The 26,109-nt window shown below is 51.1% G+C and carries 26 protein-coding genes and 1 tRNA gene; 19 read left to right on the forward strand and 8 right to left on the reverse strand.

Going from position 1 to position 26,109, the window contains the following annotated elements; translation table 11 throughout:
• Positions 1-142 precede the first annotated feature (142 nt).
• Together QZQ08_RS06425 and QZQ08_RS06430 are read left to right on the forward strand one after the other, a co-directional pair.
• A complete protein-coding gene (locus QZQ08_RS06425; protein ID WP_296329624.1) occupies positions 143-1,780 on the forward strand; it encodes a glycosyltransferase family 39 protein in 1,638 nt (545 codons plus the stop codon).
• A gap of 11 nt (positions 1,781-1,791) precedes the next feature.
• Complete coding sequence (locus QZQ08_RS06430) at positions 1,792-2,280, forward strand: hypothetical protein (RefSeq protein ID WP_296329626.1); 489 nt, start codon at positions 1,792-1,794, stop codon at positions 2,278-2,280.
• A 3-nt stretch (positions 2,281-2,283) separates the two neighbouring features.
• Here QZQ08_RS06430 and QZQ08_RS06435 read toward each other — a convergent pair whose 3' ends face one another.
• Entirely contained in the window at positions 2,284-2,526 is a 243-nt protein-coding gene (locus QZQ08_RS06435) for a hypothetical protein (RefSeq protein WP_296329631.1), read from the reverse strand.
• A 393-nt stretch (positions 2,527-2,919) separates the two neighbouring features.
• Positions 2,920-3,078 carry a transposase gene (locus tag QZQ08_RS06440; RefSeq protein ID WP_296329690.1) on the reverse strand — a complete coding sequence of 53 codons (159 nt, stop codon included), beginning with the start codon at positions 3,076-3,078 and terminating at the stop codon, positions 2,920-2,922.
• Between the two features lie 605 nt (positions 3,079-3,683).
• Here QZQ08_RS06440 and QZQ08_RS06445 point away from each other — a divergent pair.
• The 3 genes from QZQ08_RS06445 to QZQ08_RS06455 all read left to right on the forward strand — a co-directional run bounded on the left by QZQ08_RS06445 (position 3,684) and on the right by QZQ08_RS06455 (position 5,809).
• Positions 3,684-3,757: transfer RNA gene (locus QZQ08_RS06445), tRNA-Gln, on the forward strand.
• Between the two features lie 115 nt (positions 3,758-3,872).
• Entirely contained in the window at positions 3,873-4,280 is a 408-nt protein-coding gene (locus QZQ08_RS06450) for a MarR family winged helix-turn-helix transcriptional regulator (protein ID WP_296329633.1), read from the forward strand.
• 20 nt (positions 4,281-4,300) lie between these two features.
• Positions 4,301-5,809, forward strand: a complete 1,509-nt coding sequence (locus QZQ08_RS06455; protein WP_296329636.1) for an NAD(P)/FAD-dependent oxidoreductase — start codon at positions 4,301-4,303, stop codon at positions 5,807-5,809.
• Positions 5,810-6,914: 1,105 nt separating this feature from the next.
• Here the strand turns inward: QZQ08_RS06455 and citF are convergent.
• Positions 6,915-8,474, reverse strand: a complete 1,560-nt coding sequence (citF, locus tag QZQ08_RS06460; protein WP_296329639.1) for a citrate lyase subunit alpha — start codon at positions 8,472-8,474, stop codon at positions 6,915-6,917.
• A gap of 20 nt (positions 8,475-8,494) precedes the next feature.
• On the opposite strand from citF, the gene QZQ08_RS06465 reads away from it, so the two are divergent.
• Positions 8,495-8,662, forward strand: a complete 168-nt coding sequence (locus tag QZQ08_RS06465; protein WP_296329642.1) for a hypothetical protein — start codon at positions 8,495-8,497, stop codon at positions 8,660-8,662.
• Positions 8,663-8,672: 10 nt separating this feature from the next.
• On the opposite strand, the gene QZQ08_RS06470 is transcribed toward QZQ08_RS06465, so the two are convergent.
• Together QZQ08_RS06470 and QZQ08_RS06475 are read right to left on the reverse strand one after the other, a co-directional pair.
• Complete coding sequence (locus tag QZQ08_RS06470) at positions 8,673-9,977, reverse strand: 2-hydroxycarboxylate transporter family protein (RefSeq protein ID WP_296329644.1); 1,305 nt, start codon at positions 9,975-9,977, stop codon at positions 8,673-8,675.
• A 515-nt stretch (positions 9,978-10,492) separates the two neighbouring features.
• Entirely contained in the window at positions 10,493-11,548 is a 1,056-nt protein-coding gene (locus QZQ08_RS06475) for an AbrB family transcriptional regulator (protein ID WP_296329645.1), read from the reverse strand.
• Between the two features lie 280 nt (positions 11,549-11,828).
• On the opposite strand from QZQ08_RS06475, the gene QZQ08_RS06480 reads away from it, so the two are divergent.
• Positions 11,829-12,473, forward strand: a complete 645-nt coding sequence (locus QZQ08_RS06480) for a cupin domain-containing protein (RefSeq protein ID WP_296329648.1) — start codon at positions 11,829-11,831, stop codon at positions 12,471-12,473.
• A 211-nt stretch (positions 12,474-12,684) separates the two neighbouring features.
• On the opposite strand, the gene QZQ08_RS06485 is transcribed toward QZQ08_RS06480, so the two are convergent.
• Complete coding sequence (locus tag QZQ08_RS06485; protein WP_296329650.1) at positions 12,685-13,602, reverse strand: M48 family metalloprotease; 918 nt, start codon at positions 13,600-13,602, stop codon at positions 12,685-12,687.
• Positions 13,603-13,745: 143 nt separating this feature from the next.
• Between QZQ08_RS06485 and QZQ08_RS06490 the strand changes: the two genes are divergently transcribed.
• The 8 genes from QZQ08_RS06490 (at position 13,746) to QZQ08_RS06525 (ending at position 19,672) form a co-directional block, all read left to right on the forward strand.
• The gene (locus tag QZQ08_RS06490) at positions 13,746-14,741 is read left to right on the forward strand and encodes a permease (protein WP_296329651.1); all 996 of its coding nucleotides are present in this window, start codon (positions 13,746-13,748) and stop codon (positions 14,739-14,741) included.
• 11 nt (positions 14,742-14,752) lie between these two features.
• Positions 14,753-15,049: a helix-turn-helix transcriptional regulator gene (locus tag QZQ08_RS06495; RefSeq protein ID WP_296329653.1), complete on the forward strand. Its 297-nt coding sequence runs from the start codon at positions 14,753-14,755 to the stop codon at positions 15,047-15,049.
• A complete protein-coding gene (locus QZQ08_RS06500; protein ID WP_296329655.1) occupies positions 15,042-15,389 on the forward strand; it encodes an arsenate reductase ArsC in 348 nt (115 codons plus the stop codon). Before QZQ08_RS06495 ends, QZQ08_RS06500 begins: the two co-directional genes overlap by 8 nt.
• A 39-nt stretch (positions 15,390-15,428) precedes the next feature.
• Positions 15,429-15,665 (forward strand): thioredoxin family protein, encoded by a 237-nt coding sequence (locus tag QZQ08_RS06505; protein WP_296329657.1) that lies wholly within the window; start codon positions 15,429-15,431, stop codon positions 15,663-15,665.
• 448 nt (positions 15,666-16,113) lie between these two features.
• Positions 16,114-17,142, forward strand: a complete 1,029-nt coding sequence (locus QZQ08_RS06510) for a DctP family TRAP transporter solute-binding subunit (protein ID WP_296329659.1) — start codon at positions 16,114-16,116, stop codon at positions 17,140-17,142.
• Positions 17,143-17,162: 20 nt separating this feature from the next.
• Positions 17,163-17,687 (forward strand): TRAP transporter small permease, encoded by a 525-nt coding sequence (locus tag QZQ08_RS06515; RefSeq protein WP_296329661.1) that lies wholly within the window; start codon positions 17,163-17,165, stop codon positions 17,685-17,687.
• The gene (locus QZQ08_RS06520) at positions 17,684-18,961 is read left to right on the forward strand and encodes a TRAP transporter large permease (protein WP_296329663.1); all 1,278 of its coding nucleotides are present in this window, start codon (positions 17,684-17,686) and stop codon (positions 18,959-18,961) included. Before QZQ08_RS06515 ends, QZQ08_RS06520 begins: the two co-directional genes overlap by 4 nt.
• 69 nt (positions 18,962-19,030) lie before the next feature.
• On the forward strand, positions 19,031-19,672 hold the full coding sequence (locus QZQ08_RS06525) for a lactate utilization protein (RefSeq protein ID WP_296329666.1): 642 nt from the start codon (positions 19,031-19,033) through the stop codon (positions 19,670-19,672).
• Positions 19,673-20,600: 928 nt separating this feature from the next.
• Here the strand turns inward: QZQ08_RS06525 and QZQ08_RS06530 are convergent.
• Positions 20,601-21,845 carry a hypothetical protein gene (locus QZQ08_RS06530; protein WP_296329668.1) on the reverse strand — a complete coding sequence of 415 codons (1,245 nt, stop codon included), beginning with the start codon at positions 21,843-21,845 and terminating at the stop codon, positions 20,601-20,603.
• A 35-nt stretch (positions 21,846-21,880) separates the two neighbouring features.
• Positions 21,881-22,507 (reverse strand): GntR family transcriptional regulator, encoded by a 627-nt coding sequence (locus QZQ08_RS06535; protein WP_296329671.1) that lies wholly within the window; start codon positions 22,505-22,507, stop codon positions 21,881-21,883.
• Positions 22,508-22,793: 286 nt separating this feature from the next.
• Between QZQ08_RS06535 and QZQ08_RS06540 the strand changes: the two genes are divergently transcribed.
• The 4 genes from QZQ08_RS06540 to QZQ08_RS06555 are packed head-to-tail and all read left to right on the forward strand — an operon-like array spanning position 22,794 to position 26,081.
• On the forward strand, positions 22,794-23,993 hold the full coding sequence (locus QZQ08_RS06540; protein WP_296329674.1) for a CapA family protein: 1,200 nt from the start codon (positions 22,794-22,796) through the stop codon (positions 23,991-23,993).
• Positions 23,994-24,016: 23 nt separating this feature from the next.
• Positions 24,017-25,381, forward strand: coding sequence for an MATE family efflux transporter (locus tag QZQ08_RS06545; protein ID WP_296329681.1), 1,365 nt, complete (start codon positions 24,017-24,019; stop codon positions 25,379-25,381).
• Complete coding sequence (locus tag QZQ08_RS06550; RefSeq protein ID WP_296329684.1) at positions 25,378-25,842, forward strand: DUF523 domain-containing protein; 465 nt, start codon at positions 25,378-25,380, stop codon at positions 25,840-25,842. Before QZQ08_RS06545 ends, QZQ08_RS06550 begins: the two co-directional genes overlap by 4 nt.
• Positions 25,842-26,081, forward strand: coding sequence for a zinc ribbon domain-containing protein (locus QZQ08_RS06555; RefSeq protein WP_296329687.1), 240 nt, complete (start codon positions 25,842-25,844; stop codon positions 26,079-26,081). The genes QZQ08_RS06550 and QZQ08_RS06555 overlap by 1 nt, the downstream gene beginning before the upstream one ends.
• Positions 26,082-26,109 lie beyond the last annotated feature (28 nt).

A 26,109-nucleotide genomic window follows, 5' to 3' on the forward strand; every position in this document is an offset into this window, starting at 1 on the left:
TTAAGCTGCAACACAATCTTATATGGGTCTCCCGAGAAAATGTTGACACATACTTCATATTCTGGAGAGTGTCCTTTTTCCTAGGAAAATGATACAATAGGCAGTATCGATTTGAGTCAATCTATTTTTGGGAGGCACCGCCATGAAAAAACGCTACTGGGTCATTTTTTGGCTCGCTGCTGTACTGCTTTTATACTACCTCAATGGAACCTTGCCCCTGACAGACAGTGTGGAAGGAAACTATGCCCTTACGGCCAAGGAAATGGTTGTGAGTGGAGACTTTTTATCCCCCCAGATCTATGGAAGGTATTGGTTTGATAAACCGGTCTTTGCCTATTGGATGATTGCTTTGGGCTTCAAACTTTTTGGCTTTACGGAATTTGGGGCCCGTTTCTTCCCGTCCCTCTATGGTCTTTTAGGCCTTTATCTGGTGACCTGGGGCGGCAGGAAACTCTACGGGGAAAAAGTGGGATTTTTCAGCGGCGTCTTTCTGCTCATGACGCTTCAATTCTTTACGATTTCTAAGTCGGTCCTTACAGACGGCATGCTTTTCCTATTTTTGAATGGGACCCTTCTTTTTTACTATTTGGGCTACAGCACGCCGCAGAAAAAGTATTACTACGGGATGTATGTCTGCGCCGCTCTTGCAACCCTCACCAAGGGCCCTATCGGTTTTTTGCTTCCTGGCCTGATTTTTCTGCTCTTTCTTATCTGGCGCCGGGATTTTGCTTCACTTAAATCGGCGAAATTGGGGAGCGGCATCCTTTTGTTTCTTCTTGTAGGGGCCCCTTGGTATATTGCCATGGCCATGAAACATCCAGACTTTCTTTCTGGGTTCATTGGTACGCAGAATTTCCTGCGGGCTACGGTCTCGGAGCATCCCCGGGATAACGTCATTTGGTATTATACGGCAGTGAATTTATTGAATGCATATGCTTGGATCGGCCTGCTTCCGGGGGCACTGAAAAGCTATTTGTGGAAGGACCACCACCTTGTCCGGCCTTCGGCACGGGAAGGCTACCTGCTGCTCTGGATGGGGACAATCTTTATCTTCTTCCAGTGTATGGCAACGAAATACATTACCTATACCTATCCCATCCTGATGCCGCTCTGTATTTTTACGGCCTCCTATTTTGTCGAAAAAGGAGAAGACCTCTCCCTTAAAGGCGTCCTTGTGGGGAACCTCCTTTTTTATGGAGCCTTGGCGGCGGCTGCCTACCATCTGCCGAAATTGGCACCGGGGCTGCTTTCCCATCCAAAGGATATCTTTTACTTTGTCAGCGTCTTCTTAGGCTGCTTTTTGGTCCTTTCCATTCACCGCTTTCGGGGTAAATCCGCGCGGGAAGTGATGACCATGACCGTCCTTTTGACTTATCTTTTCTTCTTCTGCATCACAAAGATGCTGGCCCTGCCGCTTATGAGCGGCGTGACCGGGAAATGGGTGGGACTTTATATCAATACCATGATTCCTGCAAATGTACCTATCTACGTACGGGGCGGCGGATACCCGACGTCGACATGGTTCTATACGGACCGGACCCTGACCATGCTTGTTCCAGATGATCAGGCCGAAGTCTTTGCTCCCAAGGATTACAGCTGGTCAGCCAAGAACATCATGCCATGGACCACGTACAGTAAGGTCCAGGATGTACCAGAAGCAGTTGTGCTCGTTGACACAAATACACGGAAAATCAAGACGAAACTTGAAGAAGATTGGCCTGGTGCATGGGAAAAAATCAAATTTTATGGCCAATGGACCATGATGATCAAACATCGCTAGGAGGAAATCCCATGGAAGAAAATGCCATCAAATCCTATCTTGACAGTCATGAAACCATTCAGTTCCAAGTGACGCGGCAAGAATTGGAAGATCCAAAGAAGAGTGCCCGCTATTTTGCTCTGTTGGATTATTTTGGAGCCCATCCACAGGAAGCGGGAAAATTTTGCAATCGTCTCCTTCTTGCCTTTCATCCGAGCTGCGGTACGGACCTATGGGAAAATGAGGCCGCCACAGCCTTCGTCAAACGGCTTACCGCCTATCCCTATCTTTTCTTTCTTGCCGAAAAGGAAGGTGAGACCTTGAAGTTCCTGACGGCGCTTAGCTGCCGGAAGGGAGGCCTTGTTGGCGATAACCTCTCCCTGGATAAGGACCTTTTCAATGAACTCCTTCAAAAACAAATGAAAGGCATCCTTATCATGAGCCAGGCGGCTCATTTTAGTCCAGAAAATGCCAAGAGCATCATGGACAGCGTCTTTACTTATTTTGGTATGGATAATTAGCTGTCACAAACTGTTCAAATCTGCGCCCTTTCTTTGACAAGAATTTGGGCTATACTTCTTCTTGTAGCAGGGATCACCCCTCCTTGCTGCAATCTTCCCCATCAAATCATCATAAACAACTTCCTTTCTGGAAAAGGCCTCTGCCGGAATCGGCAGGGGCCTTTTTCCGCAGGGGGAATTCTTTATCTGCGTCCCATATCTTAGACCGAAATGAATCAGTGAAAATTTTTCTTCTTTCTCTTTCACGATTTAATCAATCATCATGATAAATTCATTTCAAGAAAGAATGAGAATAATAGTGAATATTCTTATTTCCTATTTATTTTATAAGGATTTACGCCGCCACTTTGACTTACGAGTCAAATTCACAAATAGTTCATTCTTTCTTTATTGATTTTTGAGGAAGAATCTTATATACTAAGCATGTAGCAAGGATTACCCCTCCTTGCTGCAATCTTCCCCATCAAATCATCATAAACAACTTCCTTTCAAGAAAAGGCACCCGTTTCCCCGACGGGTGCTTTTTCTTGTGTCAGGAAGCTTTTTTATTTTTCGGTGATGGCTCTTTTTGAAGGCGTCTAGGTGAATCATTGGTTGACAAATTAGTAGGTTTTTCACGCATTTTTGGGGGATGCCAAATCATACGTAGGTAAAGACAGGGACCGAATCAAGGTAAAAAAAGTAGCTGTCGTTCTTGTACCCATATGCATCCCGTTTGGCAACTTTAATCTTGTTGTTGCCTCCTTCCAATCGGCCTGTATTAATAGGGCATTTGGCATGGTTTGCCAGACCGTCGATTCACTTTTCCTCCAGCTTGGCGAACCATATTCCAATGGATGCCTGTTATCTTCTGTACTCCGGTAATCGTAAGTCCTTGGGCAAACCGTGATTTAACCCAGACAGCTGCCCGTTTGGTGATTCTCGTTCCAGGACATCTGTACGGATTGAGTTCCGTAATCGTTTCCTGACAGCAAGGGCACTTGAAGCGGTGCCCCTCGAAAAGGAACGTGCGCCTGGCATTCGGCTATATAGGCACCGTCCTTAGGCGGGTTCCATACGTGCCATAGATAGGCATCGGCTTTACGCAGCAAGGGCAGAGAAAATCGGTATGACGCTTCTAGCTGGTGACTACCCATGCCGTGGAATCGTCCAAAGGATCTTCAGGGAGCCAAACAAGCTAATCAGGTTCTTGTCAAAAAAGGCCTGCTTGAATAATGTACTAGATAGAGGACATCTCATTTCTCCTTTACTTTGGTTTAGCCGCCTTATATTTTGGAGAAGTTGATGTCTTTGTTCAATATCCATTTGTCTATGACCTCACAAATTTCCGTGAAGAAACTAAAAAATATTTCAAAAAAGGGGTTGCATTTTATTTTATCTTTGCTATAATAGTGAATGTTCCTTCCGGGATGGTGTAATGGTAGCACAGGAGATTCTGGATCTTCTTGTCTGGGTTCGAGTCCTAGTCCCGGAGCCATATGGAAGCTAAGCTGTCACTTTTGTGGCAGCTTTTTTGTTGTCCCGAAAAACATACTTGACAGGATGACTGCCATACAATATGATGTATATACAACAAATAAAAGGAGGTTCCCATGGAAATCTGTCATTGCTGGCGCCTTAAACGGGCGGCTCACCATTTAAATGAATTCTATGACAAGGCCCTTGCCCCGTCGGGCGTCACCATCAGTCAGTATGGGATGCTCCGGGAAATCAACCAGCATGAGGGCTGCAGCGTCATGGATCTAGCTGGATATCTGGATTTGGAACGGTCCACGCTGACGCGCAGCTTAAAGCCCCTTATGCAAAAAGGCCTTGTTGCGGACTGCCGGGAGTGCCACATGAGAAACTGCCGGCTTGTCCTGACAGATGAAGGCCGCAAGGCCTATGAAGAGGCTCATCTGCTTTGGGAAAAAGCCCAGGCGGCTTATGAAGCGGCCTTGGGAACAGAGGGTGTAAGAACCCTGGAAACGCTGCTTGCTGCCATCCAGCAGGCACCCTGATTTGTGATAAGGAGAAAACCATGAAAAAATATGATGTCATCCTCATTGGAACGGGCGCGGCCAATATCATCGCCGATGCGGCGCAGCTGGCCGGAAAGAAAGTGGCCCTTATTGAACGCGGTGCCTATGGTGGGACCTGCCTCAACAGAGGCTGCATCCCGACGAAGATCCTTGTGAGTGCGGCCAATGCTGTCCTTTCCATCAAAGAGGCCGCCCGCATTGGCGTCAAGGCAGAACAAGTAACACTTGATTGGGAAACTGTTTCCCGCCGTCTGCAGGCTAAACTTTCCGAGAGCCCGGAGATCAAGACATATTATGAAGCCTTTCCCAATGTGGATACCTTTGACGGAACGGCTTCCTTTACGGGAAAAAAGACCCTTTCCATTGCTATGAATGACGGTACGACGGAAGAACTGGAAGGGGAGATGATCGTTATCGGGACCGGGGGCAGAACCAATATTCCCAAGTTCCCTGGCCTTGAAACCGTAGGATATATTACGTCCGAATCCTTCTTTACGGACGCCTTCCCCCAAAGGCCTTACAAGAGCCTGATCATTCTTGGCGGCGGCCCCATTGGCTGTGAATTTGCCCATATCTTTGACGCGGCAGGAACGGACGTGACCATCGTTCAGCATAATGTGCGCCTCCTTCCCAAAGAAGATGCCGATGTATCGGCTTTTCTCCTGAAACAGTTCCAAAACCGCGGTCTTCACGTGGCCCTTAACAAGGAAACCCTTTCTGCCCGCATTGAAAATGGGGAAAAGGTCGTCGTCCTTGAAGACCGCAGGACGGGTGAGAAAACGGAAGTACGGGGAGAGGAAATCCTTGTCGCCCCGGGCATCCGTCCCATGACGGAACTGCTCCATCTGGAAAATACGGACGTTACGGTTGATAAAAGGGGCTATATTGAGACGAATGAATTCCTCGAGACCGCGGCAGACGGCATTTGGGCCATTGGCGACGTGAACGGTCGGGCCCCTTTCCGTCATAAGGCCAACTACGAAGCCGAAATCCTTGCGGACAATCTTTTTGGCACGGCGGCACCTGCTCATTGGCGCTGGGCTGAATATGGCGTTGTACCTGCCGTGACCTATACCTATCCAGAAGCGGCCCATGTGGGCCTCACAGCGGACGCGGCCCAAAAATCAGGATACCGTACAAAAGTAGCTGTGAACCACTTTTCCCACTCGGCGAAGGGGTATGCCTTAGGGTATGAAGAGGGGGCTGATGACGATGGGTTCATTAAATTGGTCCTTGATGCCGATACGGGAAAGATCCTAGGTGCCCATATCATTGGCCCAGAAGCTTCCATCTTGATTCAGCCTTTCATTGACCTCATGAACAGCGGCACCCATGTCATTGCACCGCTTCATCCGGAAATTGCATCTGAAACGGTAAAACATCTGCGCACCCTGCCTCTTACAAGGACCCTTGACCCGCAAAATGTCAGGACCCTCAATGAGACCATGACGCCCCATCCGTCCCTTAGTGAAGTGACTATGTGGACGCGGTATTATGTGATGCCTTAAGTATTTGAGCGGCACAAATATTGCGCCAACTTGTACACGGTCCTGCAGCCGAATCGCTTTGGCAGCGTCTTGCGATGAGCGGTTTTGGTCCATCGAAAAATGTTCCTTCCTTGCCGCTCGTAATAAGACGTCGGGGTCCCCTTTTATTTTTACTCGGTCCATATGGGCCCATCTACTTTGTCGCCTAGGGCCTCAATCTCCTCAACGTACCGGCCTCTGGCCGCAAGGAAACTCACGCGTCGCCGATTTGTTTTTGGCGGCGCCGCTTCGGAGAACCTTCGCGCAACAGCTCCCGCGTCGCTGCGCTAGCGGATTGCTGGCGTCTCAGGTCCGTTTCGTCGCTGAGGCCGGGGGCTCCTCGCAATTGAACCCATCTGAACCGAATTCGCAAAAAGCAAATGGAAGAAAAGACTGAAACGGGACATTCGTTGCATGACGTCGTCAGCCTGCAGCTTTTTTCCTAGCATCTGAACCAATCTGAGCCCCATTCGAATCATGTAAATAGAAGAAAGACCAGCTGAACCGAATTCGCAAAAAGCAAATGGAAGAAAGATCGTAACGCAAAAGATCGTAACGCAAAAGATCGTAAGGCAAAAGAATTTAAGAAAAGCCCAAAACTGAACGTAGACGTAGGTTCAGTTTTGGGTTTTTATCTTATATTCGGGTTTTGTAAGAAGCGGGTCTTTTTGAAACGGAGAAGGCACAATGGCGCTTGAAACGTCCTGCGTCCGGTCTTTTCCCTTTGAACTCGATGTGGAGCGCATTGCTCCGCTTTGCCAAGGCGGGGGACCAAAACCGGGAAATTTCCATAAACATTGATTAATAAAATTTCCCGGTTTTGGTGGTGGATGAGAAGCTATGCGCCGTATCCTTGCAAGCGGTAGTGAGGACCATTCGCCCGAGTTTCGAAAGACGCTTTTAAAGCGCTAGCGAAAGTCCGAGAAACATGTTCCCGGGCGAATCATTTCGGACCCGTTCCCCCGTCAGGGGGCGGTTTGGGTCCGGCGTCACATGTGCCAATGAGTATCTTAAAAGACCATAGCGCACGGCGCCAAACCGGATTCTTCGGTTGTGGCGCTTTTTGGGGCAGCCCAAGTTTAGATGATTAGCTCTTAGCTTCGCCGATTTCTCGTACGACATCGATGATCGATCCATCCCGTGCTTCGATGATCCCTACGATGCGGTCCTTGAAGGTGACGGCATCGGGGGCGCCGGCAATGGCATAGGCCCTATCGCGCAGTTCTTCAATGGTACAGAAGGGAAGGTCGACGCCTTTCATGGCATCAATGAGGTCCTGACGTTTAGGGTTGATGGCGATGCCAAAGTCCGTGATGACAACGTCCACTGTTTCGCCCGGCGTGGTTATGGTGGTGCATTCGGTTCTCACAGCAGGAATGCGGCCTTGCAGCAGCGGTACGATGACAATGGTGCATTGGGCTCCTGCCGCTGTATCGGGATGCCCGCCTTGGGCGCCTGTAATCATGCCGCTTGAGTCAACGACCACGTTGCAGTTGAAGTGGGTATCCACTTCTAAGGATGCGAGGATGACAAAGTCGAGATGATTGACGTAGGACGCTTTATTGAAGGGGTCCGCGTATTCACTGGTTGAGATTTCAATATGTCGGTCTGGATGGTTCTTGATGCTTTCAGTGGCCCCTGTATCAAAGACTTGGGCATCGACGATACGGTCAATGAGGCCTTCATCCATCATGTCGCACATGGTCTTTGTGATGCCGCCGAGGGCAAGGCCCATATGGATGCCATCCTTTCTCATATGTTCAGCAAGAATCCCCGTCGAGGCAAGGGAAGCGCCGCCCGCACCTGTTTGATACGAGAAGCCTTCTTTGTAGTAGGGGGTGTGGATGAGAAATTCTGTCGTATAGCGGGCCATGAGGATCTTGCGCATATCCGTTGTCGGTTTGGCTGGCCCTGTAGCAATCTTAAGGGGGTCACCAATGGCGTCCACCACGACGACAGCATCGACGTCTACCATGGAAATGGAGGCCGGAATATTGGGGAAGGGGACCAGGGTGTCCGTAATGGCGACGACATAGTCTGCATACTGGGCATCGACCATGGAATAGCTCAGGACGCCGCAGTCACTTTTCCCGCCGATGGCACGGCAGTTTCCCATGGGGTCACAGGTGGGGGCACCGATAAAGGCCATATCAATGTGTGTTTCCCCCGATTCGATGGCCCGCACGCGGCCGCCGTGGCTGCGCATGACAGCTATTTTCTTCAGTTTACCTGTGGAAATGGCTTCGCCAATCTTACCTCGCACACCGGAAGATTCGATGCCTGTAATCGTTCCATCTTCAATATAGGGGACGATGGAATCATGGGCTTTTCCTAGGGAGCTGGCACAGATGGTGATGTCCTTGATGCCCATCTCATGGACAGCATCCATGACGAGGCCTACGATATAATCCCCTTCACGGAAATGATGGTGAAAGCCGAAGGTCATGCCGTCATGGATTCCGCCGGCAATGAGGGCGTCTTTGATGGAGTGGAGGACTTTACTGCGGGTTGGCGCTACATGGGCACAGGATCGATTGGCCGCGCGCCGGTATACTTTTTGGTCGTAATGAAAACTGCCTTGGAAGATTTCTTTGCCGGTTTGGGTAAGGATTTCATCGGGTATTTCACGGCCGACTGCATTTTTCATAGAAAAACCTCCTTCGAGTGATGAATGGTTTTTATCTGCATCCTATTGAGTCAAGGCGCGATGCGTCAAGGGGCCTTGACCTAACCAAAATGGAACTGTTTTTTAAGATGGATGATTGTGATCTGCGGCGCTATGGCTCCTGTCCCCTTGATAAAAAAACTTCCCGCCTCAAGGAAGCGGGAAGTTAATGATCGGTTCTTATTTAATGAGAGCACCAAAGAGGATGGACCCAATGATCAGGACGATACCGCCGCCCAGACGGCTGGACAGCTGAGCATAAGCGATGAGGCCCATACGATGGGAAGCACCCAATACGGCAAGGTCGCCGGAACCGCCGCGGTTTGCCATGCAAAGACCAGCGGTGATGGCAGAGTCGATGGGGTAGAAGCCAACGAGCTGACCGACGATTGCGGAACCGATGATGGCACCGACAACGATCAAGAAGGCGATGACCACGTTGCTGAGGTTGATGGCATCAATCAGCTGGTTCAGGTCCGTATCAGCACCGACGCCGACCATGATGATGAGGACGAGGCAGGAGCTCATGAAGGACTGCAGACGTTTAGCCGCCGCTTTCGTTGCATTCGGGACAATCCCCGTCATGGCTGCGATGGTAACGATGATGATCATCCAAGCGAAAGGATGGATGGCAACACCAAAGACTTTCGGCAGGATGGCTTTACCCATGAGACGGCCGGCTGCATAGAAGCCAACGCCCATGAAGAAGGCACCGCCCATTTCCTTGATGGAAGGAATGGCGTCGTTCTTTTCCGCTTCGATGTCAAGACCGGTACGGATCAGGGTGCTGCCGTCACCGGTGAGCTGCGGATGCTTATGACCAATCTGGTTCAGGATAGCCGCCGTCAGGATAGCGAAGATGTTTGCAATGGTCAGGATTGTAATGGCGAAGGTGTAGTAGTTGGCTGCCTTGTCGCCTGTTACGGTTTCATAAATCTGGGAAAGCGGTACGGCACCAGCGCCGTTGCCGCCGCCCATGATGGGAAGGACATAGTTCAGAAGGATCATATCCGGGGCAATGCCAAAGACGAGACCGCCGGCAATCCCGAGCACTGCCGCGCCGATGAGGCCACCGAAGATGGCCGGCAGATATCCGGCGAAGGATTTAAGCAGGAGTTTCTTTTCCAGACCCAGGATGGAACCGCAGATCAGGAAGACAATGAAGAAGCTCAGGAAGTCAGCTTGGTCCATGACCATGCCAACTGCTTTGGCATATTTGGCCGGGACCATTTTGTTCGTAAATAGATAAGCGGAAACGAGGAAGGTCAGAACGAGACCGCCGCCGATGTAGGAATTCCAGAAGGGGATGCGTTCACCGATTTCATTGCAGACAATACCGAGGGCCAGCATGAAGGCAAAGCCACCAGCAAGATCAGTGCTTAGGGAACCGGTCATAACGCCTGCGGCAACAATGACGATGAAGCCGAGGCAGAGGGGCCAACTAAGGCCGAAGGGGGTGAAACTTTTCTTTTTTTCGTCACTCATGATTGGACTCCTTTCGAGACTTGAATGGCTTTTGGGATGTGAAGGGCAGGCGACAGCCGTCCATTTGCCACGCGCTTTCGTCAGGACCCGTAAAAAATAAGATGGCGGTCCAATGACAATGGGCCCAAAGGAAAGGGCGTGGAGCCGTTTCACATTTACCAATACAGGCGCGGGCGACCCCGCAGCCAAGTGAAGGTGATACTGTTCTCAAATCCTTCACAATTGAATCCTATCATAGATTAGACAGACTCTCAAATAATAAGTTTTAAATATAAATGATAAGCAAAGCGTTATGAAATGGCTGGAAGCCATGTAAACATGCGGTGTTTGGACGACGAAGGTAAAATTGAAATTTTACTGAAATTAAAACATTTTTCTTAAATTATGGATAATTGCTCTGATTTCTGAAAGAAACGTTACGGGAATCAAGGGAAAAAAGGAGGGACCGGCTTCCGCGTATTTTCCAGCATATCCCATGTCCTTTTTTCTGTGGGCAGCCTTTCCAAGCCTTCTGCTTATAGGCTTTCTTTGGGGAAAAAGCGTTTAATGGCAAAAGGCACGGCAAAGTTCAGCATGAGCACACGGATTAGCTGGTACGTGAGGATCATGGCGACATCCTGCCCCATTTCCATGCCGGCTAGGCACATTTCGGCAATGCCGCCAGGAGCCACGGCAAGGAATGCTCCAATCGGAGAATAGCCGTAAGCTTTTCCGATGATGACGGCTACGACTGCACTGGTACCGACCATGAGCAGGGAGCCAACAAGGACGTTGGGAACAAGGCGCTTGGTTCGCAGCAGTTTATCCCGATCCAGCATGGTTCCAATATAGAGGCCGATGCTCATTTGGGCAAAGGCCATGACGGCGGGCGGAACAGAAGGAATCGGGCCCCAGAGTGTGGCATAAAAAGCGGTAAAGAGGATGGGCCCCAGAAGGTTGCCTGTGGGCAGATGGACCTTGCGGGCAAAAAGCTGCCCCATCACGGCAAGGGGAAAGACGATGAGCCAGCCCCGGTGAAAGAGCTTCATCCCGTCTGTGACAAGGCTTGTCAAAAGATCCGGCGCGACGGTCTTGGTCAGGACCCCACCAAATAGGTTGATGGCAAGAAAGGGAACGCTCACTTCAACGACGAAAAGGCGCAGGCATTGGGAAACGACGACGACGTTTTCGTCGGCATCATGATATTCTTCCATAAGGAGCGTCATCTGCGTCAAGCCGCCAGGCAGGCAGCCCATGATACTGCTCAGGAGATTGGCAAAGGTATGGCGGGCCATATAGATGGCAACACAGACGGAAACAAAGAGCGTACTGAGAGAGGCTCCCAGGACGCCGGGCAGTTCTGCACCCATGCGGATGATGGTGTCCGATGTGCAGTGGGCCCCGATGCCGTACCCTGCTATGCCCAGCATGGCGTTGCGAAGGGAGAGGGACCCAGAAAACCTTGGTTCATAGAAGGTTTTACAGCAAAAGGCAGCAAGAATCCCGCCCAGCATGTAGGGAATTGGAATTTCAAGCTGACGGAGCAGGAGCCCGATGAGTGCAGCCGCAATAAAAACAAGAAATGTAAGCATAAGGCGTCTCCTTTTCTGTGGCATCCTGCCCCTCAGGCTGCCGACTCTTTTCCTTCCCTTATTGTACCGGAAAGTCAGGGGATGGGCAAATAGGGATTTGAGGCGATGCTGGTCGCTTTGCAACCGGTGAGGTTATACAGGAAGGGGGAGATAAAAGTGATTTTCGTCCTCGCAAAGAGGGGGGAACATAGGCTGGAACATTCTTTGCTTTTGTTGTTTTACCAACAGAATCAGGTGACCTTTTCCTTTATACTGCAAATAGCGAAAGGAGGAACCGACTATGAAAGCCGTTCATACGCCTTTTTCCATTGTAAAAGAAAATTCTTATGTCCCAGGCTGCACGGTTTCGCAGCAGCTTCTTATGAGCCCTTCGGCGGCCTTTCTCGCTTTTTCCCTTGCACCCCAGACGGATATCAGCCCGGAGACCTATGCCTATCCTAAGCTCCTGACGGTACTTGATGGGGCCATGACGGTCCAAGCGGGCGGCGCCGCCTTTTCCCTTTGCCCAGGGAAAAGCCTCATTGTTCCTCATGGTGTTGCTTTTGGCATCCGCACAGAAAACGGTGCAATTTATACTGAACTATCCACAAAGGAGGATCTCATCATGAATCTTGATGCTGGTAACTTATTTGTATTAAAGGACCTTGTCCCGACAGAAGCGGGCAAGATTGTCAATCGTGACGTTGTTTCGTCGCCCCATATGAAACTGGCCCTCATGGGCTTTGGTGAAGGTACGGGCCTTACGGAACACGCGGCTCCCGGAAAGGCTCTTGTCATGGCCCTTGAAGGGAAGGCTGTCATCACTTATGAAGGAACGGATCATCTTATTTCTGCTGGGGAAAGTTTCGTCTTTGATAAAGGCGGCCGTCATGCGGTTACGGCACAGGGTCCTTTCAAGATGGCGCTGTTATTGCTGCTTGATTGAGGAAGCTTTTCGCCTTGCAGTGTGGAAGCGGTGCGGCTGTCACGGGTTTAGCGCCGCAGGCGGCCTGCTCATGACGGAAGGCCCTCTATTTGGGTTCACTCAAAATGCAAAATACGGCTCAAGGGGTGCATGGACTGCGCCCCTTGAGCCGTATTTTTTGGAGATTTTCCCTTGTTTTTATGAATTTGAACGATGAGATTCCGCTTCAGCCTTATTCCTCTTGCGATCCGTCCCTGTCTTCTGCTTCTATCTGGGTCACCAGTGCCCTTAGTTTCTCCAGCCGTTTTTGTGTCACGGGGTGATCGGACCAAAGGCGGCCCCAAAAGCCTGGATCATCCTGAGCGCCGCCTGAAATATCATAGAGGGCGTTATGGAGCTCTGCGCCGTAGCCAATTTCAAAGGCGTACCGATCGGCGTCATATTCATCCTGCCTTGCTTTGACCAGCTGAATGAGACGGAAGGGCAGTTTTATGAAAAAGTTTAAGAACTGGAGCCACAGGTTAAAGAAAAAGACCATCAGGGAGATGATAAGACCTAGGATGGGCACAATGAGGAAGATGCGGAGCAGGCTCACGATGGCGCGGTACAGGATGGTTACGATGGTGATGGGGACATTCATGCCATAACTGAGGAGCATCCATTTCGTATCGTTGTGTGCGAGGTGCCCCAGTTCATGGGCAAGGACGCCGCTGACTTCTTCCCTGGGCAGTGCGGCAAGAAGCCCCCTATAGACGACGATATGGCGGTCCCCCATGGCGTAGGCGTTAAGTTTCGGACTGTTTTGGATGTAAAGCGTCAGCGCTTCCCGTTTCAGGCCGGCCTTTTGAAGCACGGGCATCAACGCGGATTCGATGTAGGCGAGGTCATCTCCCTTTGCTTTGCGCGCGCCGTTTAAGCAGACGAGGATGGACTGAAAAAAAGAAAAGCGGCTCAAGAGCGCGGGTACAATGAGGATGAGGGCAAGGATCAAGCTGATCTCTTCGCCCGTAAGCCCGCCGCCGGTACGCAGGGTCTGGAACCAGGAGGACGGGGTGAAAAAAAGCACGGCAGGAATGATGAACGTTAGGTGGACGGCAAGCATGACGTAGTCGATGCCGAACTGGATCAGGAGCAGGATGAAATTGACCATAGAGGAATCCTCCTATCACGATGATTTTTCCCATTATATCATAGGCGGCTCCCCTTTTAGGGGGCTCTTTCCCGGACTTGACAGGACCGGGTGGTTCCTGTATTATCATATTGATAAATATAAATATGATAGGAGGGAACGGCATGGGCGCTTTTATCCAAGATGAAATCCTTGGCATGCACTGGCTCCATGAGCTGATAGGCGTGCTGCTGGAGTCTCTGGGCATCCATCTTCAAAGCCGTTGGGGCGGCAGTCTGCATTTTTTCCTTTACGATGTGATCAAGATTTCCCTTTTGCTTGGGGTCTTGATTTTCCTTGTTTCCTATATTCAGAGTTTCTTCCCGCCAGAACGGAGCCGCAGGATTATGGGACGCTTTTCTGGCCTGACGGGCTGCGCTGTCGGCGCGCTTTTGGGTACGGTCACTCCTTTTTGTTCCTGTTCGTCCATTCCTATTTTCATGGGCTTTGTCAGCGCGGGGCTTCCCCTTGGAGTGACGTTTTCCTTTCTCATTTCATCGCCCATGGTGGATCTGGGGAGTTTGATCCTGCTTGCCAGCATTTTTGGTTGGAAGATTGCTCTTATCTATGTCCTGCTGGGCCTTGCCGTCGCCATTTTGGGCGGTTTGCTGATTGCTTGCCTTTCTCTTGAAGATGAGGTCCAGGATTTTGTCCGCGCCCTGCCGGCCGCCCCAGAAACGGACGATTCCCCGATGACGAGGCGGGACCGGGTGCAGTATGCCAAAGCCCAGGTTATTTTTATTTTTCATAAGGTTTTCCCCTATATCCTCCTTGGCGTGGGCCTCGGAGCCGTGATCCACAACTGGATCCCTGCGTCCCTGGTGACCTTCCTGCTTGGAGGAAATCATGGTTGGGGCGTCCTTTTGGCCACTTTTGTCGGCATTCCCATGTATGCTGATATCTTTGGCACGATTCCCATTGCGGAAGCCTTGCTCTCGAAAGGGGCCCAACTGGGTACGGTCCTAAGCTTCATGATGGCTGTTACGACCCTTTCCCTGCCCAGCCTGATCCTGCTGCGCCAAGTCGTGAAGCCTCGGCTCCTAGCTGTCTTTGTGGCTGTCTGTACGGTGGGAATCTTGCTGGTCGGGTATGCGTTCAATGCCCTGCAGGGGCTATGGTAAGGAGGGATATTATGGATTATGACGCGGTTTCTGCCATTTGCAAGGCTCTTGGCAGTCCCATTCGCCTCAAAATTGTGAAACAGCTGACAAGGGGGGAGACCTGTGCCTGCGAGCTTCTTAAGAACCTAACCATTTCCCAGCCTACCCTTTCCCATCATATGAGGATTCTCAAGGCCTGTCACCTCATCGTGGAACGGCGGGACTGGAAGTGGTCCTACTATACACTTGACTGTACGACCTTGACAGCGTTTCGGACTTATATCGCAGCGCTGGACTGTAAGCAAAGCAAAGGAGCTATCCATGGCTAAGCCTGTCATTGTTTTTTTGTGTGTACATAATGCCTGCCGCAGTCAAATTGCAGAAGCCTTTGCCCGTAAGTTCCTGGCGCCCCGTTACGAGATCTGCTCGGCAGGCACTGCGCCCAGTGGGAGAATCGACGAAAATGCCCAGCGGCTTATGAAGGAATATTTTGGCATTGATATGAAGAAAAATGGGCAGTACAGTAAGCCGCTCAGCAAGCTTCCTTCCCACGTGGACTGGGTGATTACCATGGGGTGCGGAATCAAGGCCCCTATGGGTGTGGGAACTGGACGGGAAGATTGGCCGTTTCCCGATCCAACGGGACAGCCTGACGAGCATTATGAATGAAATTAGACAGGCCATCTTGAGACTTAGGGAGGAATGAACATGAAGCAACGGGAAATCAAGGTCTTGGGCGGCGGATGCGCCAATTGCCAAAAGCTCCTTGAACATGTGAAAACGGCACTTGCTGAAACCGGTATGGAAGCGGATGTGGAGTATGTGACGGACTTTGTGAGGATTGCGTCTTACGGCATCATGCTGACGCCCGCTTTGCTGGTGGATGGAAAGACGGTCAGTAAGGGCCGGGTTCTATCTGTAGAAGAAATCAAGACCTTCCTGTAAGGAAATGGATGCGTGAAAATAAGAAAAGTACGTATTATAAGGACGAAATTAGCAAATGTTGTTATCTTAGTTACAAAATAAAGAAAAAGAAAAAGCTTATTAAAACATTTTGTTGACACATCCCGAATCTGTGTTATACTGGCGTCAAACCTTTTTTAAGAGACAAAAGTCATGATCAGGAATAGCATGAACGATGAGGCCAAGAGAGCCGCCGGGTGGTGCGAGGCGGTGCTGATAGGGCATGCTTCTCACCTGTAAACTCCTTATCTGAAGGGTACTGTCCCCTAGGGTAAGGCGCTGTGGATGCGTTACAAGGCCAAGAGTACAATGGTAGGGTGGTACCGCGAAACCAACGCCCCTGCTGGAGATGATCCGGCAGGGGTTCTTTTTGTATTGCTTTAGTGAATACAGTATACAGCGGCCTTGCCAGTGTGGAACAAGGAGGAAAATGATGAAAACGAGGAAGATGATGAAAGTGATGACCGCAGCCTGTCTGGCGGTCCTGACAACTGCTTTTGCCGGGTGCGGCAAAAAGGAAGCGGCCACAAGCGGTCAAGGCGGCAAGATTGAATACAAGCTTGCCTATCATTTACCGACGGATCATCCTCTGGCTAAGGGGGTTGAGTCCTTTATCCAGAAAGTCAAGGATAAGACTCACGGCGAGGTGGTCATTACGGCCTATCCGGCCGGACAGCTCTACAATGACAAGAGCATGAATGATGCCATCATGACCGGCGGCGTTGACATGGGACTCAATACAGTCGGTCGCTGGGCTACGGTGGTACCTGCCATGGAAGTCTTTGACGTACCCTTTGTGTTTCCTAGCTACGAGAAGATCGATCAGGCCATCGACGGAGGCATGGGCAGGACCCTTGCAGATGAACTGGCGAAAAAGCACGTCAAGGTCGTTTATTGGGCTGACTATGGATTTGTCCAGTTTGCCAACAACAAGAAGCCCATCCAAAAGCCTCAGGATTTTGAAGGACTGAAGCTCCGCGGCTACAGCGAAATTTCGTCGGAGACCATCAAAGCCCTGGGCGCGTCACCCGTCACGATGGGCTCGGCGGAAGTCTATATGGCCATGCAGCGCGGCACCATTGACGGCCAAAGTTCCGGTACGAGTGCCATGCGGGACCGCAAGATCTACGAAGTGGCGAGGTACCTCACCGTAACCAATCACGCCTCCCCGGAATTCATTCTTGCCATGAATGATCGGTCCTTTGCCAAGATGAGCAAGGCGCAGCAAGCCGCTTTTATGGAAGCGGCGAAGGAAGTTCAGGAAGAGACCCGAAAGAATGCGAAGACCATGGATGAAAAGGGCCTGGCGGACCTCAAGGCTAAAGGCATGGAAGTCTATGTCGTACCTGAAAATGAACTGGCGCTTTGGCGCGAGGCGACAAAGTCCGTATGGGATACGTTCCTGAAGCATACAGGCAAGATTGGTAAATCCGTTCTCGATATGGCTGTGAGCGCCTAAGGAAAGGAGGGACGAAGCCCATGAAAACCCTGTTTGCTTTCTTCTGCAAGGTCCTTGACGCACTGACCGGCCTAGTGGCCATTGCCGCGGGCATCCTGCTCTTTGTCCCTGTCTTCTCGATTTTTTATGAAGTCGTGTCCCGCGGACTTTTTAATGAACCGACGGAATGGGCAACGGAGCTATCGACCTACTGCGTCCTCATGGCGGGCTTTTTAGGCATGGGGGAAGCCCTGGCCCGGGGTCGCCATATCCATGTTGATATGGTGATTTCCCATCTGTCCAAGCGGAAAAATCTCATCCTGCGTCTTGTTGTGAGCGTCATTTGTCTGGTCTTTACGGCTGTTTTCTGCTATACATCGGCGGAAATGGCCTATACCTCTTATGACCTTGACATGGTGGCGGCAAGTACCCTGCGTATGCCCCTGTGGATTCCGCAGCTGTCCATGCCCATTGGTATCGGCGTTCTTTTCCTGCAGTTTATTCGCCTCTTTGGGGAGACAATGCAGGCCTATCATCAGGAAGTGAAAGGAGGCAAGACCGTATGATCGCTGTCTTTACCTTTGCTTTACTGGCCTTTCTGGCCATCGGCGTTCCGGTTGCCTTCTCTCTGGGTACATCGGGCCTTTTGGGCATGCTGCTTTTTATGCCCGGTGATGGGGCTTTGGACCAGATCCCTATTTTGGCCTATAAGGCCCTGGATGATTTTGTCCTCTGCGCGGTCCCGCTTTACATCCTCATGAGTGCCATTTTGCTTAAGGGAAAGGTCGGGGAAGACCTTTTTGACCTAGGCAATAAGTGGCTGCGGCATCTGCCCGGCGGCCTTGGCATTGCGACGATTGTCGCCTGCGGTATCTTTGCCGCGATTACAGGTTCCAGTGTGGCCTGCGCTGTCACGGTCGGAGCCATTGCCATTCCGGAAATGCTGAAACGGGGCTATGACCGGTCCGTTGTACTGGGCGCCGTGGCCGGCGGCGGAACGTTGGGCATCCTGATCCCGCCATCCATTCCCATGATCCTTTATGGGTCCATTACGGGTGAATCCATTGGTCAGCTTTTTATGAGCGGCGTCCTTCCTGGCGTGCTCATGACGCTCTTTTTTATCTTTATCGTCGTCCATCGTTCCCGTCATCTGAAACTGGAAGCAAAGGCGCCTCTTGCAGAACGGCTGACTGCCCTGAAAGGATCCTTTTGGGGCCTTCTTCTTCCCATCATTGTCGTGGGCGGAATCTATACCGGCGCTTTTACGCCTACGGAAGCGGCGGCCGTGGGGACGGTCTATGCGCTTTTTATTACCTTTGTCATTTACCGGACCCTTTCCATCAAGGATCTGCCAAGTATCCTCTTGGAGACAGTGGGAACCACGGCCATGATTTTTGCCATTATGATCGGGGCTTCCCTTTTTGGTTTTGTCCTGACCATCCTGCAGGTGCCCCAAGCCCTTACGATGATGGTTGCCGAAGTGGAAGTGAGCCGCTGGGTCTTTTTCATTCTGATCAATCTCCTGCTGCTCTTTTTGGGATGCATCCTCGAAACCGTCTCCATTATCTTTATCACGGTGCCCATCTTGTACCCTATCATCAAACAGTTGGGTTTTGATCCCATTTGGTTCAATGTCGTCATGCAGATCAATATGGAAATGGCTCTCATCACGCCGCCTGTGGGAATGAACCTTTTTGTCCTTAAAGGCGTAAGCCCTGACAGCCGGATGGAAGACATCATCCGCGGCGTGGTCCCATACATTGGCGTTATGGCGCTGGAAATCCTGCTGATTTCTGTTGTCCCTGAAATCGCAACCTGGCTTCCGAGTGTCGTTAAATAGTAGGCGCCCCATTTCTTCCATGATATAATAGGAAAAAAGAACAAGCACTCACAGAGGGGAGAAATGGTCATGCTGTCATTTGAAAAGGAACGGAACCGCAAAGTAGCGGAAAAAGTGATCAAGGGACTCCAAAGCCGCAATATGGAAGGCTATTTTGTGGAAACAAAGGACGAAGCCCTAGGGCTTGCCTTGGATCTGATCCCTAAAGGCTCAAGCGTAAGCTGGGGCGGGACCTATTCCATTGAGGAAATCGGCCTCAAGGAAGCCCTGACCCAGGGACAGTATACGGTTTATAACCGGGATACGAAAAAGACGGCTGAAGAAAAGCGGGAGATGATGCTGAAAGCCCACAGCTGTGATACCTTCCTATCCAGTACAAATGCCATTACGGAAGATGGCGTCCTCGTGAACCTTGATGGGAATTCAAACCGTGTCTCCTGTATTGCCTACGGGCCGAAGCAGGTCCTTATGATTGTCGGGATGAACAAAGTGACAAGGGATGTGGAACACGCTGTCTATCGGGTCAGGAACCTTGCGGCCCCAGTCAATGCCCAGCGCTTTCCAAAGGGGAAGACGCCGTGCAAGGTGAATGGAGCCTGTGCTGACTGCAAGTCGCCTGATACCATTTGCTGCAATCTCCTAGTGACGCGCTTTTCCCACGAAAAAGGCCGGATCAAGGTGATCTTGGTGAATGAGGCGCTTGGATTTTAGGTCGGACCATAACTCGCTCCGATTCTCCATAAAAACTTGTCTTCATTGCTTAATCCCTTATCTCAAAGAGGCCATGGCGGATGACCATACGGCATCTGAAGTGAATTTGTAAAAAGCAATTGGAAGAAAAGACCGGAAGGGAAAAGCTTGTAAGCCCAAAAAACATAAGAAAAGCCCAAACCCGAACGTAGATATAGGTTCGGGTTTGGGCTCTTGCTTTTTATGTAGCTTTTGTAAGAAGCGGGTCTTTTTGAAGCGTAGAAAGTACGATGGCAGTTACTGGACCGTCCTGCGGCCGGTCTTTTCCCTTAGCACTCGATATAGCGCATCGATCCGCCTTGGTAAGGCGGTACGCATATCGCCGATCAATTTACGAGCTTCCATGTGCCTTAGAAAAAGAAAGGCGAGAGATTGTGCAGGGCGGTTAAGTGAGTCACCGAATTTTTCGTATTCTCTTATGCTGAAAAATTCATGCGGAAAGCTTACTCATAGGGCAGCGACGATAGGAGCAGTCGGAGTTTCCCCTGCCGGAAAAGCCGGTCTTTTGATGTGCAGCAGCAGAGAGCGAGCCCTTTTATCCCTTACAGCCGCACCCGTATCAATCCATTGCGGCTGCGGAGGTAAAGGAAATGTTTTCGTGTACGACGGGGCCGCTAACAAAATTTATGAGCCCTCATGTTGTGTGGCAATTTCCCTAACTCGTTTCATGACCATTTCCCGGTTTTGGTGGTGGATGAGAAGCTATGCGCCGTATCCCTGCAAGCGGTAGTGAGGACTTTTCGCTCAGGGTTTCAAAGGACGCTTTTGGAGCGATGGCGGAAGCCCGAGAAACCTGTCTCCGGGCGAATTTAATTCCGCCCTCTCCCGTAGGGCGGTTTGGGGCGGCGCCTTCTGTCTTTTTGTTTTAACAATCTGTACGGAATAGGTTTTATCTGCCGCCTTGCGGCGCCCCGTCCAGTGCTTCTTTCACGTATTTTGTAACACCTTTTTCGATGGTCTCCGTATTGGCTTTGGAGCGGCTTCCCAAGATGGCAAAGCGTTTCCAATCTTTTTTGGTACAGGTCCGGTTATCGTCGTAGCGGCAGACGGCCAGATGGATCATGGCACGGCGGATCTTCTTTTCAACGCCCATGGCGCGCTGCTCTTTAAGATAGGCCAAGGTGACGGCTAGAAGGAGCAGGATCCCCATGTACCCGAGGAGCGGATATAAAAGGGCAATGAGGGCCTTAAATCCCATGAAGCTGCAGCCAAAGCCAGAAAGGGTGAGTCCGATGAACCACCAGCGTGTCTTTTTTTTCTGACTCCCGGCAAAACGGCGGGCCGTTGCATAAAAAAGGGCAAAAGCCGTATTGAAAATGAGCGCAAAAATGGTGAGGGCATAGAAGAACGCAAAAAGGGGAGACATCTGGCTTACGATGGCAAGCATGGGAACGTCCGCCTTTTTAGCAAGAGGAAGCCAGGCAAAAAGGGTGAGGCCGGCCATGAGGATGATGAGACCGACGAGAAATCCGCCTAAAGCACCGCTTTTTTCTGCCTGGCTGATGCGCACGATGGAGCCGCCAAGGACAAAGGCCATGGAAGCTGCCGTAAGCATGCAAAGCGCAAAGTAGTTGATGGCTGAGACCCAAGGCGAGGCAACGGCGGGAATGAGTGTGGCGGCAGCCGCCTTTATTTCAGCAAGGGAATAAGGCCTTTTTGCAAGGGTATAGAGCATAATGATCAACAGCATAACAAGGATGATCGGCGTAAAGACCCCTAGGACATGGGTGATCTTTTCAAAGTCCAGGAAGGAGACGATGATCATCAGGACGCTGCAGAGGGCGGCACCGCTCCATATGGGAAGGCCGAATTGCTGGTGCAGGTTGGCCCCCGCTCCCGCAATCATGACAAAACCGATGACAAAGCCAGAGAGAACGAGGGTTACGTCGATGAGGCGGCCTACAAAGGGATGGGTGATGCGCCGCAGGACTTCGTCATGATTGTCGCTTTGATAATAAGAGCCCAGAGCGAGCATGACTTTGCCGTAAAAAAGGTTCAATAGTCCCAGAAGTACCATGGCGGCGATGCCACTAAGACCAAAGGAAAGAAAATATTGAAGGATGTCCTGACCGGAGGAAAGACCGGCGCCGACAACAATTCCAACATAAGCAAGGGCAATGGATAGGGATTTCAAATCACAAGACTCCTTTCAATGGGAATCGGTCCTGTTTAAGGGCGGAGAAAAGCTTCCATCCGCTGCCGAGCCTTGGCGTCGCCTACAAAGTAGATTGTGTCGCCAGCCTTGAGGATGGCGTGGGGACCGGGAGACAGGAGTGTCGTGCTGCCGCGGACGATGGCAACGACAGTGGCACCTGTGTGATGCCAGAGGTTCAGGGCACCGATACTTTCGTTCAGATGGGGACAGGTGGTGTCAATCAGCAAGGTGAAAGGCGTAAAAAGCAGGATGTTTTCTGCCTTCTTTGCTGAAGCTTCCAGATCATAAAGGATGGCTTTTGCCCGCACGGCGTCCTGCTGCTGTTTTTCAAGAATTTGGAGAAGCTCTTCCCGCATTTTCTTTTCGGACCGTACATCTTGGTACTGGGCAGCGAAGGCTGCCGCTTTTTCTTTGGATAGGACATAGCAGCCGCTTCCGTGCCGTACTTCAAGGATCTTTAGTTCCACAAGGACCTGAACCGCCTTGCGGGCCGTTTCAGCAGAGACACCAAAGGTGGTGGCAAGGTTTGAGCGGGCGTGGAGTTTTTCTCCAACCGCATAGGTTCCGCTGGAAATCTTTTCTGCTAAGACAACGGCAATTTCGTGATAGCGGGCTTCGCCGCGAATCATATGAAGGGACATGATGGGTTTCCTTTCGGGTAGCTATAAAAGTGACAACTTTATTTTAATATAGAGTGGTCACTTTTGTCAAATTCATAGGAAACAGGGAGGATTTAAAGCCACGCAAAATAGAGGGTAAAGAAGCTTTTGTGAAGGGAAAAATAGACTTATCGCTGGCCCGCGATTATTTGCTTAGCGGCCAGCACCATCGGTGAAAGAACGCTGATTCCCCTTCTTTTTCTTCGCAATTTCCCCTAAAATCATGTACAATGATACTGACCACTGTCGGTTAAAGGAGCCAGTCATCATGACAATCCCGCCCTACTTTTCTTTCCTGAAAAAAATCCCGCGTTTTCCCTGGATATTGCGCCAGTGTGCGCTCCTTTTTGCTTTAACGGCTTTTGCCATCCTGCCCGGCACGGCAGAACCCAAAAAGGAGCTGGCGCCGGTCCCCAAGGTTCATGAGGCAGAGATTGCCATTAGGTTATCGCAAAGTGAAGACTTTCACCTGCGCGGCTCCTATGCGCCACAGCAGATAATTCCTGCAAGAATCGCAGTCATAATACCGGAAACACCGGCGCCGCCCAAGGAAGCGCCGCCGCAAAAGACGGTTGCGGTCCTTACCATTTCCGCGGCTGGTGACTGCACCCTTGGAACGGATGAGGCCTTTGGCTATGAGGGAACCTTTCCTGCTGCCTATGATGCGGCAAATGGGGATGCGTCGGTCTTTTTGAAGGGCGTAGCCTCTATTTTTGCCCATGATGACCTCACCCTTGTCAATATGGAGGGGGCTCTGACGGAAAGTACGGACCGGCAGGAAAAGACGTTTGCTTTTAAAGGAAAGGCCGATTATGTGCGGGTCCTTATGGAAGGCAGCGTCGAAGCAGCGACCCTTGCCAATAATCACAGCTATGACTATGGGAATGAAGGCTACTGGGATACGTTCGGCACCTTAGGAAAAGCTGGCGTCATGCCTTTTGGCTATGAAGAAAGTCCCGTCATGCTCGTAAAGGGCATCCCCGTTGGCCTTGTTGGCATCAATGACCTTGCGGGCGGCGCACAGACGCAGCTCATTGCGGAACTGGAAAAAGTGAAGCGAAAGGGCGCCCGTCTCATCATCTGCTATTTCCATTGGGGAACGGAGCTTGAGCCTTATGCCGACGAGGATCAGCGCGATCTTGCTCATCTTGCTATCGATTACGGCGCCCATTTGGTCCTTGGTGCCCATCCCCATATTGTGCAGGGAACGGAGACCTACAAAGGGCGGCGCATCATCTATAGCTTGGGAAATTTCTGCTTCGGCGGCAACAGCAATCCCCGTGACAAAGACGCCCTCATTTACCAGGAACGCTTTACCTTTGAGGACGGGCAGCTTCGTGGTTCCGACGGCGGCACGCTCATCCCCTGCCGCATCTCCTCGACGCCTTATTATAATGACTATCGGCCTGTCCTTTATGAGGGGGCTGAAAAGGAACGGGTCCTTCAAAAGATTGCGGACCGGTCCTAACGAAAAAGAAATGAAGTGATTGTATGGCACAACGCCGCGGTAAGGATATGACCCAGGGGCCCATCCTGCCTCTTATTGTAAAATTCAGTCTGCCCCTACTCATGGGCAGCCTCTTCCAACAGACCTATAATCTTGTCGATACGGCCATTGTGGGGCAAACTTTGGGGGCTAAGGCTCTTGCCGCCGTAGGCTCGTCGACAAGCATCCAGTTCCTCGTCATGGGCTTTTGCATCGGCATGAGTCTGGGTTTTTCCATCCCCGTGGGACAGCGCTTTGGCGCCAAGGACTACAGCGGCATGCACCGCTATGAATATTCCGGGGGGATCCTCGCGGCCCTATTTGCTGCCCTTTTGACCCTCGTGACGACGGTTTTTTGTGATCACATCCTTCATATCCTGCAGGTGCCGGAAGAAATCTTTCATGATGCCTGGATTTATCTCATCATCATTTTCTGTGAAATTCCCTTTACGATCATGTATAATTACCTCGCCGGTCTCATGCGGGCCATTGGCGACTCCAAGACGCCCTTTATCTATCTTGCCGTGGCGTCGGTCCTTAATATTGGCCTGGACTTTCTTTTTATCGTCAATGTTGGGATGGAGGTTGCCGGGGCGGCTTTGGCCACGGTCCTTTCCCAGGCCCTTTCGGCGCTCCTTTGCCTTTATGCGGTGGCGCGCCGCTACGACGTCCTTCATATCGAAGAAGAGGCCCGTCACTATGATTTCCTTGAAGGCCGTGACCTCATGGGCATCGGCATTCCTATGGGACTGCAGTATTCCATTACGGCCATTGGCTCCATGGTTATGCAGAGCGCCAATAACTCTTTGGGGACGCAGTTCGTATCGGCCTTTACGGCAGGAACGAAGATCAAGCTCTTTCTGCTCGCACCTTTTGATGCCTTTGCCACGGCTGTCTCTACTTTTGTGGCTCAAAACTTTGGTGCCCGCCAGACGGACCGCATCCGCAAGGGCATTTACAAGGGGACCATCGTCAGCGTCCTTTACGGCGCGATTTTTGGCCTTTTTGCCATGATTTTGTGGGGCCGGGACCTGTGCCTTCTCTTTCTTGACGCGGCAAATACGGTCGAACTGGACCTTGCCGCCCTGTACCTGCGCCGCATGGGGTACTGTCTGTGGGTGCTGGGGATCCTCAATGTGTGCCGTATGAGCATCCAAGGTCTGGGCAATGCCCGCAAGGCCATGCTGAGCGGGATCCTTGAGATGATTGCCCGCACCGTCGTGTCCGTCCTTTTTGTCGGCTCTTTTGGCTATGATGCCATTACTTGGGCTGACCAGGCGGCGTGGTTTGCAGCGACTTTCTTTGTCGTGCCTATGGTCATCTATTCCATTGGCAATGTGGAGCAGCATTTTAAGGGGGCCCTGTCATGAGTGAAAAAACCATTCTTGTGAGCGCCTGTCTTTTGGGGACGCCCTGTCGCTATGATGGAAAAAGTAAGCCCAACACGGCAGTGAAGGCCTTTTTAAAAGCCTCTCATGCCCGCGTCATTCCCATCTGTCCCGAAGTGATGGGCGGCCTAGTGACGCCGCGCCCGCCGGCAGAAATCCAGCCTGATGGCCGCGTCATGACCCAAAGCGGTCTTGATGTGACAGCGGCTTATGATCAAGGGGCCAAAAAGGTCCTGCAGCTTGCGCAAAAAGAGGGCGCCCATCTTGTCATCCTCCAGGCAAAAAGTCCCAGCTGCGGCGTTTCGTCCCGCTACGACGGGTCCTTTACGAAAACCCTTGTAAAGGCGCCTGGCGTTACGGCGCGCCTTTTAAAGGCCCATGGCATCCAGCTTTTGGAACCGCAGGATCTTGGAGGAAAGAAGCTTTTTGAAAGGAATTTATAATGACTAACTATTGTGCTCATTGTGGCCGCATTCTTCCCGAAAACGCCGCGTTCTGCCCAGCGTGCGGAACACCTGTGATAGAGGTCGACTCCAATCATCAGGAACCAAAGGAACCAGAAACGTTTTTTGAGCGTTTCAAAGCCGACTATTGGGGAACAAAGGGACGGCTCTGCCGCAAGGTCTTTCTCCTGCGCAGCCTTTCTGTTTTTGTTTTTGGCTCTGTCACAACAAATGGTTGATTTTTGACGAGAAATAGCGTATAATAAT

Source organism: uncultured Acidaminococcus sp., from assembly GCA_900538365.1.
Lineage (GTDB): Bacteria > Bacillota > Negativicutes > Acidaminococcales > Acidaminococcaceae > Acidaminococcus.

What these genes read in the sequence shown, in the direction of transcription:
- QZQ08_RS06425 (WP_296329624.1), top strand. Translation starts at nt 143, where the DNA reads ATGAAAAAACGCTACTGGGTCATTTTTTGGCTCGCTGCTGTACTGCTT.
- QZQ08_RS06430 (WP_296329626.1), top strand. Translation starts at nt 1,792, where the DNA reads ATGGAAGAAAATGCCATCAAATCCTATCTTGACAGTCATGAAACCATT.
- QZQ08_RS06450 (WP_296329633.1), top strand. Translation starts at nt 3,873, where the DNA reads ATGGAAATCTGTCATTGCTGGCGCCTTAAACGGGCGGCTCACCATTTA.
- QZQ08_RS06455 (WP_296329636.1), top strand. Translation starts at nt 4,301, where the DNA reads ATGAAAAAATATGATGTCATCCTCATTGGAACGGGCGCGGCCAATATC.
- citF (WP_296329639.1), bottom strand. Translation starts at nt 8,474, where the DNA reads ATGAAAAATGCAGTCGGCCGTGAAATACCCGATGAAATCCTTACCCAA.
- QZQ08_RS06465 (WP_296329642.1), top strand. Translation starts at nt 8,495, where the DNA reads ATGAATGGTTTTTATCTGCATCCTATTGAGTCAAGGCGCGATGCGTCA.
- QZQ08_RS06470 (WP_296329644.1), bottom strand. Translation starts at nt 9,977, where the DNA reads ATGAGTGACGAAAAAAAGAAAAGTTTCACCCCCTTCGGCCTTAGTTGG.
- QZQ08_RS06475 (WP_296329645.1), bottom strand. Translation starts at nt 11,548, where the DNA reads ATGCTTACATTTCTTGTTTTTATTGCGGCTGCACTCATCGGGCTCCTG.
- QZQ08_RS06480 (WP_296329648.1), top strand. Translation starts at nt 11,829, where the DNA reads ATGAAAGCCGTTCATACGCCTTTTTCCATTGTAAAAGAAAATTCTTAT.
- QZQ08_RS06485 (WP_296329650.1), bottom strand. Translation starts at nt 13,602, where the DNA reads ATGGTCAATTTCATCCTGCTCCTGATCCAGTTCGGCATCGACTACGTC.
- QZQ08_RS06490 (WP_296329651.1), top strand. Translation starts at nt 13,746, where the DNA reads ATGGGCGCTTTTATCCAAGATGAAATCCTTGGCATGCACTGGCTCCAT.
- QZQ08_RS06495 (WP_296329653.1), top strand. Translation starts at nt 14,753, where the DNA reads ATGGATTATGACGCGGTTTCTGCCATTTGCAAGGCTCTTGGCAGTCCC.
- QZQ08_RS06500 (WP_296329655.1), top strand. Translation starts at nt 15,042, where the DNA reads ATGGCTAAGCCTGTCATTGTTTTTTTGTGTGTACATAATGCCTGCCGC.
- QZQ08_RS06505 (WP_296329657.1), top strand. Translation starts at nt 15,429, where the DNA reads ATGAAGCAACGGGAAATCAAGGTCTTGGGCGGCGGATGCGCCAATTGC.
- QZQ08_RS06510 (WP_296329659.1), top strand. Translation starts at nt 16,114, where the DNA reads ATGATGAAAACGAGGAAGATGATGAAAGTGATGACCGCAGCCTGTCTG.
- QZQ08_RS06515 (WP_296329661.1), top strand. Translation starts at nt 17,163, where the DNA reads ATGAAAACCCTGTTTGCTTTCTTCTGCAAGGTCCTTGACGCACTGACC.
- QZQ08_RS06520 (WP_296329663.1), top strand. Translation starts at nt 17,684, where the DNA reads ATGATCGCTGTCTTTACCTTTGCTTTACTGGCCTTTCTGGCCATCGGC.
- QZQ08_RS06525 (WP_296329666.1), top strand. Translation starts at nt 19,031, where the DNA reads ATGCTGTCATTTGAAAAGGAACGGAACCGCAAAGTAGCGGAAAAAGTG.
- QZQ08_RS06535 (WP_296329671.1), bottom strand. Translation starts at nt 22,507, where the DNA reads ATGTCCCTTCATATGATTCGCGGCGAAGCCCGCTATCACGAAATTGCC.
- QZQ08_RS06540 (WP_296329674.1), top strand. Translation starts at nt 22,794, where the DNA reads ATGACAATCCCGCCCTACTTTTCTTTCCTGAAAAAAATCCCGCGTTTT.
- QZQ08_RS06545 (WP_296329681.1), top strand. Translation starts at nt 24,017, where the DNA reads ATGGCACAACGCCGCGGTAAGGATATGACCCAGGGGCCCATCCTGCCT.
- QZQ08_RS06550 (WP_296329684.1), top strand. Translation starts at nt 25,378, where the DNA reads ATGAGTGAAAAAACCATTCTTGTGAGCGCCTGTCTTTTGGGGACGCCC.
- QZQ08_RS06555 (WP_296329687.1), top strand. Translation starts at nt 25,842, where the DNA reads ATGACTAACTATTGTGCTCATTGTGGCCGCATTCTTCCCGAAAACGCC.